The organism is Nostoc sp. DSM 114159, assembly GCF_053470285.1.
This window is the reverse complement of sequence record NZ_JBPFEH010000001.1, coordinates 6951573-6969372: the sequence shown is the minus strand read 5'-3', so window position 1 is coordinate 6969372 and position 17800 is coordinate 6951573. Positions and strand designations below refer to the sequence as shown.

At 44.8% G+C, this 17800-nt stretch carries 13 protein-coding genes; 7 read left to right on the top strand and 6 right to left on the bottom strand.

The genetic code is table 11. The annotated features are described in order from the left end of the window. Nucleotides 1-448: 448 nt before the first annotated feature. Entirely contained in the window at nt 449-901 is a 453-nt protein-coding gene (locus tag ACR5KR_RS29435; protein WP_445628758.1) for a hypothetical protein, read from the top strand. An 8-nt stretch (nt 902-909) separates the two neighbouring features. Here ACR5KR_RS29435 and ACR5KR_RS29430 read toward each other — a convergent pair whose 3' ends face one another. The 5 genes from ACR5KR_RS29430 to ACR5KR_RS29410 form a co-directional block, all read right to left on the bottom strand. After that, the gene (locus ACR5KR_RS29430) at nt 910-1962 is read right to left on the bottom strand and encodes a M28 family peptidase (protein ID WP_448268998.1); all 1053 of its coding nucleotides are present in this window, start codon (nt 1960-1962) and stop codon (nt 910-912) included. A 163-nt stretch (nt 1963-2125) separates the two neighbouring features. Next, nucleotides 2126-3217, bottom strand: coding sequence for an ABC transporter ATP-binding protein (locus tag ACR5KR_RS29425; protein ID WP_448268997.1), 1092 nt, complete (start codon nt 3215-3217; stop codon nt 2126-2128). Nucleotides 3218-3395: 178 nt separating this feature from the next. Next, on the bottom strand, nt 3396-4280 hold the full coding sequence (locus ACR5KR_RS29420; protein ID WP_448268996.1) for a carbohydrate ABC transporter permease: 885 nt from the start codon (nt 4278-4280) through the stop codon (nt 3396-3398). A gap of 3 nt (nt 4281-4283) precedes the next feature. Next, on the bottom strand, nt 4284-5195 hold the full coding sequence (locus ACR5KR_RS29415; protein WP_448268995.1) for a carbohydrate ABC transporter permease: 912 nt from the start codon (nt 5193-5195) through the stop codon (nt 4284-4286). Between the two features lie 190 nt (nt 5196-5385). Continuing rightward, nucleotides 5386-6798: an ABC transporter substrate-binding protein gene (locus ACR5KR_RS29410; RefSeq protein ID WP_448268993.1), complete on the bottom strand. Its 1413-nt coding sequence runs from the start codon at nt 6796-6798 to the stop codon at nt 5386-5388. Nucleotides 6799-7089: 291 nt separating this feature from the next. Between ACR5KR_RS29410 and ACR5KR_RS29405 the strand changes: the two genes are divergently transcribed. The 4 genes from ACR5KR_RS29405 to ACR5KR_RS29390 all read left to right on the top strand — a co-directional run bounded on the left by ACR5KR_RS29405 (nt 7090) and on the right by ACR5KR_RS29390 (nt 13306). Next, on the top strand, nt 7090-7521 hold the full coding sequence (locus ACR5KR_RS29405) for a hypothetical protein (RefSeq protein WP_448268992.1): 432 nt from the start codon (nt 7090-7092) through the stop codon (nt 7519-7521). Between the two features lie 81 nt (nt 7522-7602). Then, nucleotides 7603-10533, top strand: coding sequence for a tetratricopeptide repeat protein (locus ACR5KR_RS29400; protein WP_448268991.1), 2931 nt, complete (start codon nt 7603-7605; stop codon nt 10531-10533). Nucleotides 10534-11358: 825 nt separating this feature from the next. Beyond that, a complete protein-coding gene (locus ACR5KR_RS29395) occupies nt 11359-12630 on the top strand; it encodes an urease accessory protein UreH domain-containing protein (RefSeq protein WP_448268990.1) in 1272 nt (423 codons plus the stop codon). Beyond that, nucleotides 12605-13306, top strand: a complete 702-nt coding sequence (locus ACR5KR_RS29390) for a hypothetical protein (RefSeq protein ID WP_448268989.1) — start codon at nt 12605-12607, stop codon at nt 13304-13306. Before ACR5KR_RS29395 ends, ACR5KR_RS29390 begins: the two co-directional genes overlap by 26 nt. A 183-nt stretch (nt 13307-13489) precedes the next feature. Here ACR5KR_RS29390 and galE read toward each other — a convergent pair whose 3' ends face one another. Continuing rightward, nucleotides 13490-14488, bottom strand: a complete 999-nt coding sequence (gene galE / locus ACR5KR_RS29385) for a UDP-glucose 4-epimerase GalE (RefSeq protein ID WP_448268988.1) — start codon at nt 14486-14488, stop codon at nt 13490-13492. A gap of 403 nt (nt 14489-14891) precedes the next feature. On the opposite strand from galE, the gene ACR5KR_RS29380 reads away from it, so the two are divergent. Further along, nucleotides 14892-15542, top strand: coding sequence for a hypothetical protein (locus ACR5KR_RS29380; RefSeq protein WP_448268987.1), 651 nt, complete (start codon nt 14892-14894; stop codon nt 15540-15542). Between the two features lie 245 nt (nt 15543-15787). After that, a complete protein-coding gene (locus ACR5KR_RS29375) occupies nt 15788-17539 on the top strand; it encodes an ABC transporter ATP-binding protein (RefSeq protein WP_448268986.1) in 1752 nt (583 codons plus the stop codon). Nucleotides 17540-17800: the final 261 nt, after the last annotated feature.

Sequence of the window (17800 nt, the reverse complement as noted above, 5' to 3'; positions counted from 1 at the left end):
AAAAGCAACGAATTGTAGAATTCATCACAGCTAAAAATTTAAGCATAAATCAGTGTTAACAGCCACAAAAGCTTAATGGTTTCTCAGCTAGGTTTAGTACTGTAACGGAGCTACTAGAACAGGGTAAACTACGCATCGACAATCTGCAATTTTTTTTGACAACAAAATTTAACTGACTGCTTAATGTTTTGTCTTTGCCCTTTAAAACGTTTTGCAGATGTGTTGCCAATACTTTTCGGATAAGCCTAACAATCTCTCTTTTGGTCTGGGAAAAGGTTAAAGGGCAAAGGGGAAAAGGTAAATTTAAACCCTTTCCCTTTCCCCTTTCCCCTTTCCCCCTTAACCGAAAAGTATTGGATGTGTTGCAGGTGAATAGTCTGACTGCTGTAGCTGCACTATCGTTACTCATCAAATTTTACCAGCCGCATCAACAACTTTTCTTGGCTTTATGCGTCGCAGACTACCCTATATTTTAATTTTTCTGCTCTCTTTGAGTATTATTACACTGTGGTGGCCTGTGAATGATTCTGATTGCAATTTTGAGGCTTTTATTGCATCAAAAACTACAAAATTTCAAGTACATGCTACTAAGGTTAGTGTTCAGCCGTGGCGTGGTCGTCACCATGTATATGGCATCTTTATGATTCCTAATGAATACAAACAAGCGCCATTTTTTGTGTTAACAGTCCAAGGTGCTGGTAGTTACTGTTCAAAACAATTTGGTTATAAACAAAACTTTGATGATATCTTTGCTGAACCAGGAACTTATCTGGTAAAAAAGGCTATTAGAACTCGAAAAACTCTGCGGCTTATTCTTCAAGGTTTATATTCTCAGGTCAATGATAAAAATAATTGGACGTTGACTTTCCCTGAACCAAAAGCTAGTCAAGATAATTCATAATTCATTAGTTAGCTTGGTGGTTGAGTTTCCAAAACCTGATCTTTCTCCAATAAGGCACTAGTCGTATTAACTACAATTTGTGCCGCTCCGGTGAAAAACGATCGCTCGATAGTCGCTGGCACATCGCTAGGTTTATGATAGTGCGGAGTGCGTAAATTTGCGGTATCTGTCACCAGTACAGCGCCCACACCTTGGTACCAAAACGGTGCATGATCGCTGCGTAAGGTGTCTGGTGTCAGTAAACCTTTAAAAGGAATTGGTAGTGTTAGAACTGCTGGCATTGATTCCTGTGTATTCAGGGCGGTTGAGGAGATGTTTTGTGAGTTTTGAAAGGCATTTAAGAAAGGCAAATGTTCTGTATCACCAACTACTACCAAAAAGTCACCCTTGTCGCTAGGTGGCGTAACAGGCAATCCAGCCGGGTATTTCTGACATCCAGAAGTGTAACAAGCGTAACCTACCATATCCATAACGATCGCTCCGCCTAAATTTTGCAAGCGTGATTTCTGACTCACAAAAGCCTGACTACCCAAAAGTCCTGCTTCCTCTTGGTCAAAAAAAGCTAGCTGTAACGTCCGTGGCGTCGGACGAGAACCGAGCAACCGAGCAATTTCCAGCACTACAGCGACACCACTGGCATTATCATCAGCACCAGGGGAAGAGAAAACAGTGTCGTAATGCGCTGCTACAAGAATTGCTTTCGCGGCTTTATTCGTTCCTGGGCGCTCGGCAAAAATATTCACACCGTCGGAGAACTTTTCTAATTTAGGTTTCCAGCCGAATTTTTTCAGTTCGGTTGTAATATAAGTGCGAGTAAGCGATCGCTCTTTTGCGGTGTAGCGCTGAAAATTCAACTTTTGGATATGGTTCAGCAGCCGATCGGTAGACACTTGCGGGGTAATATCAACTTCCTTTGACTCTGGCTGTGGTTCGGATGTTTCCACTGGAATGCTTTCAACAATTGCCGGTGAGGGGCGCTGTTCAAAAAACGTGCTACCTCTGCTACCCACAACAACAACTGTCATCAGCACCAACAGCATCAGCCAAATCCATTTGCTCATCTGATTTATCCTTGGCTTCCTGACTTAGGGTAGCGCAAATCCCTAAGCATCACTTTCCAGGATTGCTTCGGTTAAAGTTTTTTGATGAAAATTCTAGCGATCGCAAAGACGCGATAAATCTGATTATTGTAGAGACGGCGATTCATCGCGTCTCTTGCTTGCGTTAACCTAACATTTGTCTCTTAACAAGAGCATGGCCAGATTGCACGTCAAACCAGTGAATATCTTCAGGGGGCAATGCTAGTGTAATATCCTCGTTACTCCAATTTTGGTCTGTTGGCAACAAAGCACGTACCGTAATCGCTCCAGTTTGTGAACCCTCCACCTTGACACTAACCAAATAGTGCATACCCAAATTTTCCACTAAAAACACTTTCCCTTGAATAGTTTGAGTATCACCTGGTTGAGCAATGCGGACATTTTCTGGGCGGATTCCCAGAACAATCTGCGGTGGTACAGTTGGTATATCTGGGAGAAGTATTTGGAAATTACCCAGGAGCGCGTATTTTCCTTTACAAGGTAGAGTCAGCAAATTCATTTGCGGACTACCAACAAATCCAGCCACAAATAGATTAGCTGGATTGTTATAGATGCGGTCAGGCGGGTCAAGTTGTTGGACATAGCCATCGTTGAGCAAGGCAACTTTCGTAGAGAGCGTCATCGCTTCGGTTTGGTCGTGGGTAACGTAAACAACTGGCACTTTCTGAGCGGCAAAAATTTGCTTGATATCGGCTCGGACTCTTTCCCGCAGCAGTGCATCCAGGTTACTTAAAGGCTCATCCAGCAGGTAGACATCGGCATTACGCACCAAAGCACGACCGACAGCAACCCGTTGCCTTTGACCTCCAGACATTTGGCCAGGTTTGCGGTTCATTAACTCTGCTAATCCTAAAACGTCTGCCACTTCTGCTACTCGCTGTTTAATTTCTGTCGGTGGTACTTTTTTCAGCTTGAGTCCAGAAGCGAGGTTTTCGTACACCGTCATGTGAGGATAGAGTGCATAGCTTTGAAATACCATTGCAATATTGCGATCGGCTGCTCGCTTATAGGTGACATCCACATCCCCAATCTGGATCTGACCGCGAGTCGGTTCCTCAAGACCCGCAATCATGCGTAGAACGGTGGATTTACCACAGCCAGAAGGGCCAAGTAAAGTGAGAAACTCATGGTTATCTACAGTTAAACTAACGTCTTTGACAGGGACGACTTTGGGACTGTAGGTTTTATTCAAGTTTTTAAGTTCGAGTTTAGCCATTTTTCATTTGTCATTTGTCATTTGTCATTTGTCATTTGTACTGAGCTTGTCCTGAGTTTTGACTGCCCGGTAATCGAGCGAAGTCGAGATTCAACTACCGCGTAGCCGAAGTATTAGTCATTAGTTATTCTCCCTTGTCCTCCTTGTCTCCCTTGTCTCCCTTGTCTCCCTTGTCCCTCTATCCTTTGACAGCACCAGCGGTAAGACCTTGGACAATCCGGCGCTGGAAAAACAAAACTAGTAAAATCAGGGGTAATGTGCCGATGACAGTTGCAGCAGCGATTGGGCCATAGGGAATTTCATATATTGTCGCACCACCCAACTGAGCCGCAGCAACGGGAATTGTCTTCAACTCTTCACGAGTCATAAATGTGAGAGCAAAAATAAACTCGTTCCAAGCAAAAATAAAGGTAAGGATTCCAGTAGTCACTAAGGCGGGAAGGGTCATGGGTAGCACGATTTGCCATAGTAGTTGAAAAGTGTTATAACCATCGACCCTAGCAGAATCTTCCAAGTCTTTTGGTAATTGTTCAAAAAAGCTTTTAAGTACTAAAATTGTTAGCGGCAAATTGATCGCACTATAGGGTATAATTAGCGCCAGATAATTATTGCCCAATTTTAACGCTTGGATAATTTCTAATAGTCCTAAGAACAAGAGAATTCCAGGAAATAAGGTAACAATTAAAATGCTGGCGAGGATAACTTTTTCACCCCAAGGGCGTAACCGTGCCAGAGCATAAGCCGCAGGTGCGCCGATCGCTAAAGCTACAGCGGTAGAAGTAATCGACACAAAAGCGCTGTTGAAGATGTAGCGCCAAAATGGCCGACGAGTAAATAACTCAATGTAGTGATTGAAAGTAAAGCGTGTGGGGAAATAGACAGTAGGAACGGCGGCAATATCGTCATTTACTTTAAACGAGGTCAGCAATTGCCATAAAGCTGGTGCTAGGCTAAATAGCACTATTAATACAACTATGATGCCCAGCAAGATTTTTTTCAGAGAAAACTTGGTTTTCCCTGTTCGTTTTGGAGTCGTTGGCACTGCTTGGGGAGTTACACTCATCGGTTAAATGGCTCCTGATGTTTTGGCACGGTATTTGTTAAGTAAGAAACTAGCGATCGCCACCGCCGCAATTAATATTAAAAATGTCACTACTACCAGGGCTGCTCCATAACCAAAATCTAAGTAGCGCATCACCGTGGAGTAAATGTACAATGACACCACTTCCGTAGCGCCACCAGGGCCACCCCCGGTCATCACAGCAATCAAGTCAAAAATTCCGAAAGCTTGAGCAAACCGAAATAGCACTGCAATTAATATCTGCGGCAGCAGTAATGGTAGGGTAATATTGCGGAAACTTTGCCAAGCAGTTGCTCCATCAACCGAGTAAGCTTCATAAAGGTCTTGTGATATCGACTGCAACCCAGCTAGCAACAGGATACTGATAAACGGCGTAGTTTTCCAAACATCAGCAAAAACCACTGTGATCGTCGCCAGCGTTGGATCTCCTAACCAATTAATCCCAGTCTTAATCAGCCCCAAGCGCAGCAGAATATCGTTCACAACCCCAAACTGGTCGTTAAAAATCCAAGCCCACGCCAGACCAATCAAAGCAGTAGGCAAAGCCCAAGGGATAATCGCGGTTGTACGCACTATGCCCCGACCAACAAACGCCTGATTGAGAACTAGGGCAATCCCCAGTCCTAGCAACAGTTCTGAGATTACTGATGCTGTTGTGAACACGGTTGTCGCCCACAAACTCTGCCAGAAACGACCATCCCCCGCCATCCGCACATAATTCTCCAAACCAGAGAATACGGGTTGTAACTCTGTTCCCAAATTTCTAGTAAATACGCTTAACCAAAATGCTCGTAAAATCGGGTAGGCAAATACAAACAACAACAGCAGCAATGCTGGTGTTAGTAAGATCCAGGCTGTCTGTTGTTCTCGATTTCTGAGTGTATGTAAATTTGTCATTTGTCATTTGTCATTTGTCATTGGGCACTTGTACTGAGCGAAGTCGAAGTATTGGGCATTGGGCACTTGTACTGAGCGAAGTCGAAGTATTGGGCATTGGGCACTTGTACTGAGCGAAGTCGAAGTATTGGGCATTGGGCATGAAGAAGAGACAAGGTAGACAAAGAAGAGGGGGAGACAAGGGAGAGACTTATTCAATAATTCTCCCTTGTCCCCCTTGTCCCCCTTGTCTCCCTTGTCCACCTGCTCCCCTGCTCCCCTGCCCCCCTGCTCCCTGCTCCCTGCCCCTCTGCCCCCCTGCCGCTAATAGTCGGCGCGTTTCGGCAGCAGCAGCTTGCATTGCTCGTTCAGGATTCATTCGGCCGGATAAGGCGGCGCTGAGATAACGCTGTAAAATATCTGATGTTTGAGCATATTGGGCGATCGGTGGACGTAAAACTGCATTGTCTACGACCTCCAATAACTGCGGATAGTGGGGGTATTTAGAAACAATCCCTGGGTCTGTAAACAGTTCCCGGCGACTGGGCACATAACCTGCACTGAAAATGAATCGGCGCTGTGCTTCTCGACTGGTAAAATACTGAATTGCTTTCCAAGCTTCTTCAGGATGTTGAGAAGATTTCGCAATGCCTAAACCCCAGCCTCCAAGACAAGCTGCTCCCGTCTTCCCAGGAGCATGAACCATCGGTTTAATCGCAATTTTGCCCCGGATTGGCGAATTTTCTGCTTGGGCGAGAGGCCATGCGTATGGCCAACTACGTAAAAACGCTACTTGACCACTTTGAAACAAACGGCGGGTGTCTTCTTCTTGATAGGTTGTGACTCCAGGCGGAGAAACGCCTTCGCTGATGGTACTACGTAGAAACTCAATGGCTTGTAATGTTTCTGGTCGATCTAGTCCAACTTCAAGGGTATCGGGTTTAACCCAGAAGCCACCAAAGCCATCGAGGACTTCCGCAAACATCGCCACAAGTCCTTCATATTGGCGACCCTGCCAAACATAGCCCCAATTTACCTGGTTTTTCTTCTGCAAGACTTGGGAAATTCGGATCAAATCATCAAAGGTTTCTGGCGGTTGCAATCCGGCTTGTTTGATTAAATCTTCCCGGTAATAGAGCATTCCTACGTCGGAACGGACTGGAATGCGGTACAGCTGGTTTTGATAACGTCCCCCTTCTACATCCTGGGGTGAAAATGCTGCCAACTCTTTTTTAGAAATGCGATCGCCTAAAGGTAGCAACCATCCAGCAGCAGCAAACTTGGATGTCCAGATGACATCCATATTGATCAGGTCATAAGGGGATTCACCCAAGATAAAAGATGAGGTGTACAGGTCTTCGAGCAAATTTGTGGCATTCGGCCCTTCAACTAAGTTAATGCGAATACCAGGATTTTCAGCCTCGAAGTCTCTAATTAAACCCTGCCTCCAAGGTTGGGCATCAGGGGCAGTCATTAACAGATTGAGGGTGACTGGTTGCTGCGAGAGTGCTACCCAACTGAACAATATAATGCTCAAGAGAGTTGCGAAAAAAAACCCTATATGCAGATAACTTTGTTTTTGAATGAATTTTTGCAAATTGTTTATTGGCTTTCGGTACAACATTATCAATGTAGCGATCGCTAGTAGTAATTCTTAGGAAATAAAAACATAAAACATTTCCAAAAAGATTATTTCGTATTATTTTTTTACGGCTTAATCAGTAGGTCGGCATAAATATTTGTTGTTGGAATGAGGCAGTAAGCAGATCGCTTTTAGCGTCTCCCCGTGGGAGAAAGTAGAAGTCAGGAGATAAAAGAGTTTTAGCCAAACCGTTATAATTTGTGCTTTTTTCTCTGTTGAGAAACTGTTATGCTGAGAAAAATAAGTATAATCTCGTAATATTATTCTTAATTTATGGAACCAGTGACCTTAACAGCCGTAGGAACTGCGATCGCTACTATAGTTTTAACTAAGGCTTTAGAAAAAACAGGCGAAAAGCTGGGGGAAGCTGCATTAGAAAAAAGTAACGAGTTAATCGCACAGCTACGCCATAAAAATAAGCTGCCCTTTTTAGCGAATACGTCACAGGAAAATACACAGCAGGCGTTAGATTATGGTCAAGCTGTGTTGGAGTTGAAAGCCGCAGCCGATACAGATACCGAAATTGCTCAATCAGTACGGGAAGTAGAAGCAGCCGTAAACGTTGATCCACAAGCAGTAAAGGTTCAGGCTTTAGCAAATGACCTCAACTCACAACCAGCAGGTGCGATCAATAATGCAAAGTTAGCTGAATCTATTAAAAACGTCTTTCAGGGAAATACTTTTATTGGTACTCAGAACTTTTGACTACAGTCGCCCGAACAGGAACGGGTAAAGTCAAATCCTGAAATACCGCAAAATTTACCCCTGAGTGGGGTAGTGAAATTTGTGGGACGTGATGAAGAACTGCAAAAACTCCATGAGCTTTTGCAGAAAAATAACCAAGTAGCCATTGCAGCTATTTTGGGAATGGGTGGACTGGGTAAAACAGAACTCGCCTTGCAATATGCCATGACTCAGCGCGAAACCTACAAAGGTGGACTGTGCTGGTTACAGGCGAAAGTTGAGGATTTTGGCGTTCAATTGGTGCGGTTTGCCAGAACTCAGCTTGATTTAACGCCACCAGAAGAATTTGATTTACCTGCAAAAGTACAATACTGCTGGCGGAATTGGCGTGAGGGTAATGTGCTGCTGGTGGTGGATGATGTTACAGATTACCAGCAAGTCAAACTTTACCTACAGGGCGCATCTTCCAGATTTAAAGTGTTAATGACTACGCGCAAAAAGTTGGGTGCAGCTATCAAGCAATTATCTTTAGATGTATTACAACCAGATGCAGCGTTGGAGTTGTTACGGTCTTTGTTGGCAGAAACACCAGGGCGAATTGAGAGAGAATTAGACATAGCAAATCAATTGTGCGAATGGCTGGGGTATTTGCCTTTGGGTTTAGAGTTGGTGGGGCGATATCTGGCGCGAAAACCGGATTTGTCCCTACGGGAAATGATGCAGCGTTTAGAGAAAAAGCGATTAGAACAAGCTGCACTGATGAAGCCAGATGCTGATATGACTGCACAACTGGGAGTGCAAGCAGCCTTTGAGTTGAGTTGGCAGGAATTAGCAGAGGATGATAAGTTATTAGGCTGTGTACTCAGTTTATTTGCCGCCGCACCCATACCCTGGAACTTAGTAGAACAGTGCTTAACAGAGAAAGATAAGGATGAGTTAGAGGAAATTAGAGACGATAAATTATTGAATCTGCATTTACTCCAGCGCAAAGGTGAAGGAATCTATCAACTACATCCCCTACTGCGGGAATTTTTCCAATCTAAGTTTACAGGTTTAGAGCAAGCAGAGGAATTTAAGGGATGGTTTTCTCAGGTAATGGTAGCAGTTGCTGAAGAAATTCCTGAGACTCCTACCCTTGAAGAAATTAACGCTGTTTCCCTTGCCATACCACACATAGCTGAAGTAGCAAACAATCTCATTCAATACGTCAGTGATGAAGATTTAATTAAGCCTTTCCTTGGCTTGGGTAGCTTCTATGAAGGACAAGGTTCGTATACCCAAGCCGAACCTTGGAGAACACAGTGTTTATCAACAGCACAACACCGCTTGGGAGACAATCATCCCCATGTCGCCACCAGCCTCAACAACTTGGCTGAACTCTACCGTTCCCAAGGAAAGTACGATCAAGTCGAACCCCTGTTACTCCAAGCTTTAGAACTATGTAAACGCCTGCTGGGAGACAATCATCCCCATGTCACCACCAGCCTCAACAACTTGGCAGGACTCTACGAATCCCAAGGAAAGTACGACCAAGCCGAACCCCTGCATCTCCAAGCTTTAGAACTATATAAACGCCTGCTGGGAGACAATCATCCCCATGTCGCCACCAGCCTGAACAACTTGGCATTACTCTATAAATCCCAAGGAAAGTACGAGCAAGCCGAACCCCTGTTTCTCCAAGCTTTAGAACTCAGACAACGCCTGCTGGGAGACAATCATCCCCATGTTGCCACCAGCCTCAACAACTTGGCATATCTCTACGAATCCCAAGGAAAGTATGAGCAAGCCGAACCCCTGCATCTCAAAGCTTTAGAACTATATAAACACCTGCTGGGAGACAATCATCCCAATATCGCCCAAAGCCTCAACAACTTAGCAAATCTCTACAATTACCAAGGAAAGTACGAGCAAGCCGAACCCCTGTTTCTCCAAGCTTTAGAACTCAGACAACGCCTGCTGGGAGACAATCATCCCCATGTCGCCCAAAGCCTCAACAACTTGGCAAATCTCTACAATTACCAAGGAAAGTACGAGCAAGCCGAACCCCTTTTACTCCAAGCTTTAGAACTCTTTAAACGCCTGCTGGGAGACAATCATCCCGATATCGCCCAAAGCCTCAACAACTTAGCATTACTCTACGAATCCCAAGGAAAGTATGAGCAAGCCGAAACCCTTTTACTCCAAGCTTTAGAACTCAGACAACGCCTGCTGGGAGACAATCATCCCGATATCGCCCAAAGCCTCAACAACTTGGCAAATCTCTACGAATCCCAAGGAAAGTACGACCAAGCCGAACCCCTGTTTCTCCAAGCTTTAGAACTTAGACAACGCCTGCTGGGAGACAATCATCCCGATATCGCCCAAAGCCTCAACAACTTGGCATTACTCTACAAATCCCAAGGAAAGTACGACCAAGCCGAACCCCTGTTTCTCCAAGCTTTAGAACTCAGACAACGCCTGCTGGGAGATAATCATCCCCATGTCGCCCAAAGCCTCAACAACTTGGCATTACTCTACGAATCCCAAGGAAAGTACGACCAAGCCGAACCCCTGTTTCTCCAAGCTTTAGAACTCAGACAACGCCTGCTGGGAGACAATCATCCCTCAGTCGCCACCAGCCTCAACAACTTGGCATTACTCTACAAATCCCAAGGAAAATACGACCAAGCCGAACCCCTTTTACTCCAAGCTTTAGAACTCCATAAACGCCTGCTGGGAGACAATCATCCCTCAGTCGCCACCAGCCTCAACAATTTGGCATATCTCTACAATTCCCAAGGAAAGTACGACCAAGCCGAACCCCTTTTACTCCAAGCTTTAGAACTCCATAAACGCCTGCTGGGAGACAATCATCCCTCAGTCGCCACCAGCCTCAACAATTTGGCATATCTCTACGAATCCCAAGGAAAGTACGACCAAGCCGAACTCCTGTTTCTCCAAGCTTTGACTATTTTCGAGCAAAGTTTAGGAGCGAATCATCCTAATACTGTGACTGTGCGTGAGAATTTAGCAAATTTGCGCGATCATCTCTAATGAGAACACGAAAATTTACCTTCCCAACCTCATCACTCTAGCTTTTATCTCCAAGTTTCCTGTTTTGAACTCAACGTTTCATGTTCAGAACCCGAACTTTCGTGTTGCAAACGAGAATGTTCCTGTTTTCAACTAAAGTATTCTTGTTTCCAGTGAGAACGTTCTTGTTCTAAACGAGAATGTTTCTGTTTCAAACGAGAACGTTCCTGTTTCCAGTAAGAATGTTCTTGCTGCAAAGGAGAATCTTCTAGTTCTGAGGTCGAATGATGGTGTTATGAATATAAAAGTTCTCGTTTGTATGCAATACACTCTAACCTCTCTCCTACAAGGCTACGGCGTACACACAAGTCCAACATTTTCATGCTGAACCCTGATACCGCCTAGAACTTAAGTTCTACGCTAATAGCTAAAGTCCACTCAAGTGGACTAAATGGAATTTCTCTTTGAGTCCTCTAAAGAGGACTTGCGCTATGAGACTCGGAATTGATTCCGAGGCGGGATAGATACACTGCGCCAAAACTTGTGTGTACACTGTAGGCTTGCGGGTTGGGGGTGGGGTTCTTGTATCTCACTCAACTAAGAACCGCTATACCTACTTAGCACTTGATAACAGAATTTAGGCAATTGTCAGCAAAAGTTTAGATTTCCTAGAGAAAACATCAAGTTTGACGCTTTGTCTTTTGACAGCGATCGCAACTTCACGTAGATTGCCCCACTAGAGGAGTTTTGAGTACTGAGTAAAGAAGAAAAGAATTTCTTAATTACTTCTTCAAAATCTTTATTCTTACACTCAGGACTCATAACTCAGAACTCGGAACTTTTTTTATGGTAGATTTGTTGCTGATTGCAGTCCTGGGGTTCCTGGGGAGTTTTGGACATTGCTTTGGGATGTGTGGCCCTCTAACAGTGGCATTTTCTCTGTCTCATCAGCCGAAAAGTCCAAAAACAGTCTCCTTGGGACGGACATTAACCTTAGAAAAACCCGATACTTGGCAACAGCAATTAAAATTTCATATCCTGCTAAACCTGGGGCGGATGTTGAGCTATGCTCTAGTCGGTGCTGGCATTGGGGCGCTAGGTTCGGTATTACTGCAAGGTGGACAGCTAGCGGGTGTTGGCAGCGACTTCCGGCGCTGGATGGCAATTCTGACTGGTGTGATGTTGATTTGGTTTGGCTTAGGACAAGTAAAACCCGATTTACTACCGCGCATTCCGGTGTTACATCCCCTATTGCAAGGTAGTTTACACGATCGCCTCAGCAGCGGAATGGTTAAACTTTCCTTAAAAACCAAATGGTGGACGCCAATGCTTTTGGGGATGACTTGGGGTTTAATGCCCTGTGGTTTCCTATATGCTGCCCAAATTAAAGCGGCTGAAACTGGCAATTTATGGATGAGTACAGCTACTATGCTGGCTTTTGGTTTGGGAACCTTGCCCACGATGCTAGGTGTAGGCGTTTCCACATCTTTGGTAAGTAAAGACAGGCGCAGTCAGTTGTTTCGATTAGGCGGTTGGGTGACACTCACCATTGGCGTTATTACCTTGCTGCGGACTGGTGACACAATGGTAGATTACACCGGACACGCCGCCTTAATCTGCTTAATTTTGGCATTAATTGCGCGTCCGATTAGTGGGTTGTGGGCTTCACCAATGCGTTATCGTCGCGGCTTGGGAGTGGGAGCTTTTGTGCTTTCTGTGGTTCACACCTTCCACATGATAGAACACTCATTGCAATGGAATTTTGCCGCCTTTTCGTATTTGCCGCCAGAATTTCAGTGGGGGATGGCTGCGGGTGCTGTAGCATTGGTATTAATGTCCCCCGCCGCTTTTACAAGTTGGGAATCGTTGCAAAAATCTTTGGGCAAGCGTTGGCGACAGATTCATCTATTGGGTGTGCCAGCCTTGCTCTTGAGTGCCATTCATACTGTGTTGATTGGTTCCCATTACCTGGGTTCCCTGCAATCAACTTGGGGAAATAAATTAGCGGCAGTACTGATGGTAATTGTTACTCTCAGTGTCTTGCTAGTGCGATCGCGCTTTTTTTGGTCAAAGTTAGCCGTAGAAAAGTTTTATGTTCCCCCAACCAAATCGCGGTAAATCATCCTTATTTTCTGGCTCCATTTCAACGAGTCAAAAACAGAAGCGTTACCCTCAAAAAGGTATTTTCTGGAAAAATCAAGGAACGATAAAGTATTTATTATTCTTGAGTTGCTTAGTTATATCAATAACTAATCTTTACCCTGCTTTTGCTCATAAGGTGGAAGTAGCCTCAGATGTTGGCGGCACTCTCCACATTGAACCAAATGATAATCCCCGTGCTGGAGAACCAAGCCAAGCCTGGTTTGCACTTACCCGCAAAGGTGGAAGGGTGATTCCTCTGTCACAGTGTAATTGTCAGTTGGCTGTTTATGCCGAACCTTATGCTACCGGAGAGCCACCGCTGTTAGAACCACAGTTAAAACCTGTAGCAGCCGAACGCTATCAAGGTATTCCAGGTGCAGAAGTTGTCTTTCCCAAACCAGGCCTTTATGAGTTGCAACTAAATGGAAAACCTGTCTCTGGGGCAAGATTCAAACCCTTTGAATTCAAATTTGAAGTGACTGTGGCAGGAGGTGGGTCTACACAAAATTCACAAAACGTGCGAAATGTCAATGGTGATTTAGTAGAGGGTCAATCTCAACAATTACCAACTTGGGCGATCGCACTGCCAATTCTCGGATTTATCGGCATCTTAGTTGTCGTCATGCAAAGTATGAGGAGGGGAGGGGAGTAGGGAAGAGGCAGGGGAGTAGGGGGGCAGAGGAGCAGGGAGCAGGGGGACAAGGGAGACAAGGGGGACAAGGGAGAATTATTGAATAAGTCTCTCCCTTGTCTCCCCCCTCTTCCTTGTCTACCTTGTCTCTTCTTCATGCCCAATGCCCAATGCCCAATGCCCCATGCCCCATGCCCAATGCCCTTACTTATGTCGCTTCTGATGCCACTGCCACGCGTCAGCGACGATATCCTTGATGGATGGATACTGAGGTTGCCAGCCTAAAATGGTTCTGGCTTTCTCGCTGGTGCCAATGAGAACTGGGGGATCGCCAGGACGGCGATCGCGTTCTTCTACTGGTATGCTAATTCCTGTCACCTCTTCGACTGCGGCAATGACTTCTCTGACGGAGAAACCGCTGCCATTGCTCAAATTAAAAACTTCGCTATCGCCACCTTTTAATAAATATTCCAAGCCCAAAATATGGGCATCTGCTAAGTCGTTAACGTGAATATAATCGCGAATACACGTACCATCGGGTGTGGAGTAATCAGTGCCGAAAATTGAAATAGATTCTCGTTTGCCTAAAGCTGTCATTAGCACCAAAGGAATTAAATGGGTTTCTGGGTTGTGATCCTCGCCCAGTAAGCCATCGGGATTAGCTCCAGCAGCATTGAAATAGCGAAAACGCACTGATTGCAAACCGTAAGCGACATCAAAATCAGAGAGAATCCTTTCTACCATCAGCTTTGTAGCGCCATAGGGATTAATCGGATTTTGGGGATGGGTTTCTGGAATCGGCACGAATTCTGGCACCCCGTAGGTGGCACAGGTAGAAGAAAAGACAAATTTCTTTACAGATGCTGTCAGCATCGCTTCTAACAGGGTCAAAGTACCAAGGACGTTATTGCGGTAATATTTGGCCGGATCGCTCACCGATTCTCCTACGTAAGCATAAGCAGAAAAATGCATTACTGCGGCAATATCGTGGGTTTTAAATACACGATCGAGCAAGGCGCGATCGCTTGTGTCCCCAATTATCAGTTCTACCTGTAAAACCTCTTCTACTAGATCGCGATGTCCATAGACTAGATTATCAAGTATGACAACGCCATAACCCGCTTTCTTCAAAGCAAGCACTGTATGAGAACCAATATATCCAGCTCCCCCCGTTACCAGAATAGTAGGCTTTCCAGGCGACATAGTTTTTCCTTTTGAGTCGATTACTTAATTAATTTAGTTTACCGGTACTAGATTACTCTTCTGGAAAATTATAAATAATAGACGCAGTGTCAAAAAATTGCACTAAAATCACTACGACGGTAGTCATTGGGTGTGAGGTTTGAGAAATTTTAAGTCAAACAGTACGATTACAATTTGACAATAAAATAAATCCATTTCCCGAAACCTCTAGGTTGAGCCTTACGGGTGACGCTTATAACGTCGCTATCAGTAAGAAGTCGCTAGTTGTTTCATGCATGGTTTCCCTGTATGGCAGTCTTTTCTGGGGGCAACCCCGCTCGAAACGGGCTGCCTCTCCTAACGGAGATGCTACGCGAACACCACCACACTGGCTCACTGCACCAGAAAATTTGAGAGTTAGTCTATGTTTCTATTGTTAAGCCGGGTACTGCTGTGGCTGCTGATTGGCACTATCGTTTATTCTCTGTTCCAGCGATTTTATCCCTCTGGAACTTTTGTCGGGCGATTAATCTTAGTCGTTATCTTGATAATCGTAGCCCTATCATTTCTTAATCCCAATGAACCTGCTGTGGCTTCGTTGTGGAGGATGCTATCTTTTCCACTCAAGCCTCTAGGAGCCTCTGTTTTACTGATGATTCTTGCCGCTCAGAAAATCAAAGGAGGTGGAATAGACAAACCAGGAGGATACTTGATCGGTTGGGCACTGACGATTTTGCTGTTGGCAAGTACACCAGCAGTCGCCTATTTCCTTTATAGAGCACCTCTAGCAATGACGGGTGAAACATCTGTTGCAACTGCTACACCAACATCTGGGACACTGGTAGCATTAGCGCAACCCACCACAGCGAATATCTCAGATGTAACGGGGGATAGCATTCTTTCTTATAATTTGAGAGTGCCTCCCTATTTATTACAAGGAAATCCTCAAGATATTCGCACACGCGGTTTACGACTTGAAGACTTTGTACCAAATTCGGAAACGTTGCAATTGACAACAAGAACTTGGGAAAGTTATCTCGTTGAAATTTACAGGTTCTTGCGTGTTCAGCGGTAATAGGCAAGAGAACAATACTTAGTTCGTAGTCAGCGCTTGAGCGCTTAATTCAATGCCTAAAGTCCTGACTACGAACTTATTTCTTCATTAAAGTTGCTGTGGTGGACTACTAGTACCGAATGGCAATAGCTATCCAGTTAAAAGAGGTAACAAAAGCTGAATTTATCACAAGCGATATTTCCTCTTCATAGCTGCCTTCTGGGACTAGCAGTTAATCTAGATGATAAAGTTGCACAATTGCTTTAATGGCAAAATCTCGACGAATCGCTAAACTCAGTGCTTACCTACGACCCCATTGGCAAGAAGCCTCCTTGGGCATTCTCGCTTTGTTGTCTGTCAATGCACTGGGTGTTTATATCCCTTGGTTGATTCGTGCTGGTGTTGATAAACTCTCGACAACCTTCAGCTGGAACCAAATACTACATTACGTAGTAGTTATTGTCTTGCTCAGTTCGGCAATGTGGCTAATGCGGATGGCATCACGCATTTGGCTATTTGGGGTGGGGCGTCAGGTAGAATTTGACCTGAAACAACGGATTTTTGAACACTTACTGAAACTGGAGCCTGGTTATTTTGCCAGTAATACTGCTGGCGATTTGATTAGTCGCGCTACTAGTGATGTGGAAAATATCAAGCGGTTATTGGGTTTTGCGGTCTTGAGTTTGGCAAATACGATGTTTGCCTACGCCCTGACACTGCCAGTAATGCTGACAATTAGTGTGGATCTCACCCTAGCCGCCCTGGCAGTATACCCTTTTATGCTCTTATTGGTGAGTCTGTTTAGCGATCGCTTACGCAAACAACAAGCAAAAGTCCAAGAGCAACTCTCTGACATCAGCGAACTCATCCAAGAGGATATCAGTGGCATTGCTTTAATAAAAATCTATGCTCAAGAAGCAAACGAGCGTCGAGCTTTTGCCAAGAAAAATCAGCAGCTATTGACTGCTAACCTGGAATTGGCAAAACTCCGCAATACACTGTTTCCGCTAATTGGTGGGTTAGCTAATATCAGTTCGCTGGTAATCATCTGGCTAGGGTCGGCACGAATGTCTGCTGGGACACTTCAGGTTGGCGATTTTTTAGCATTATTAATTTATGTAGAGCGTCTAGTTTTCCCTACTGCTCTTTTAGGATTCACAATTACTGCCTACCAACGCGGTGAAGTTAGTATCGATAGGCTGGAAGCTATTCTCTCTGTCACACCAAAAATTCAAGATGCAGCCGATGCCATACATCTGCCAGTGGCTGAACTCAAAGGCGAACTGACAGCTAAAAATCTCACCTACAGTTACCCTGGTTCTACGACTCCAGCTTTAGCAAATGTTAACTTTACCATTGCTGCTGGAGAAACTGTCGCGATTGTTGGGGCAATTGGTTCGGGGAAATCTACTTTGGCCAATGCTTTACCGCGCTTGTTAGATATTGAATCAGGACAATTGTTTTTAGATGGCGTAGATATTACTAAGATCGCTTTGACAGATTTACGAGGTGCGATCGCCTACGTTCCTCAAGATAGCTTTCTATTTAGCACTACAATCAAAAATAACATTCGCTACGGCGATCCAGTTAGCGAACAACAGCAGGTAGAATCTGTCGCTAAACTTGCCCAAATTGAATCTGAAATTCAGAATTTTCCCCAGCAATATGAAACTATTGTTGGCGAACGCGGTATTAATCTTTCTGGCGGTCAACGCCAACGTACTGCTTTGGCTCGAGCAATGTTGGTCAATGCTCCAGTATTAATTTTGGATGACGCTCTCTCTAGTGTAGATAATCAAACAGCTACGAAAATCCTCAAAAATCTTTCTAGTGGTACTGAACGTAAAACAGTAATTTTTATTACGCACCAATTATCAGCGGCGGCGGCAGCTGACCGAATTTTTGTCATGGAGAAGGGAAAAATTGTGCAGATCGGAAATCACTTAGAACTTTTACAACAACAGGGGTTATACAGAACTTTATGGAGCCAGCATCAAGTTGAAGAATTACTGCGGTGAAGAGGGCAGTTCTTGCTGGAGTAGGGGGAGTAGGGAGAGTAGGGGAAGCAGGGGGAGCAGGGGGAGTAGGGGGAGAAGAATTAATAACCAGTCCCACAGTTCCCAATACGGTTCAGTTAAGCGCTACTTGTACAAGATCGTGGGTTTTTAAGACGCGATAAATCGCCGTCTCTACAAGTGTTTTGGTCTTATCTGAACTGTATTGCCACAGTTCCCATTACTCACCTTCAAGCTTGGCTGAAATTGGGGAATCCTGGGCGC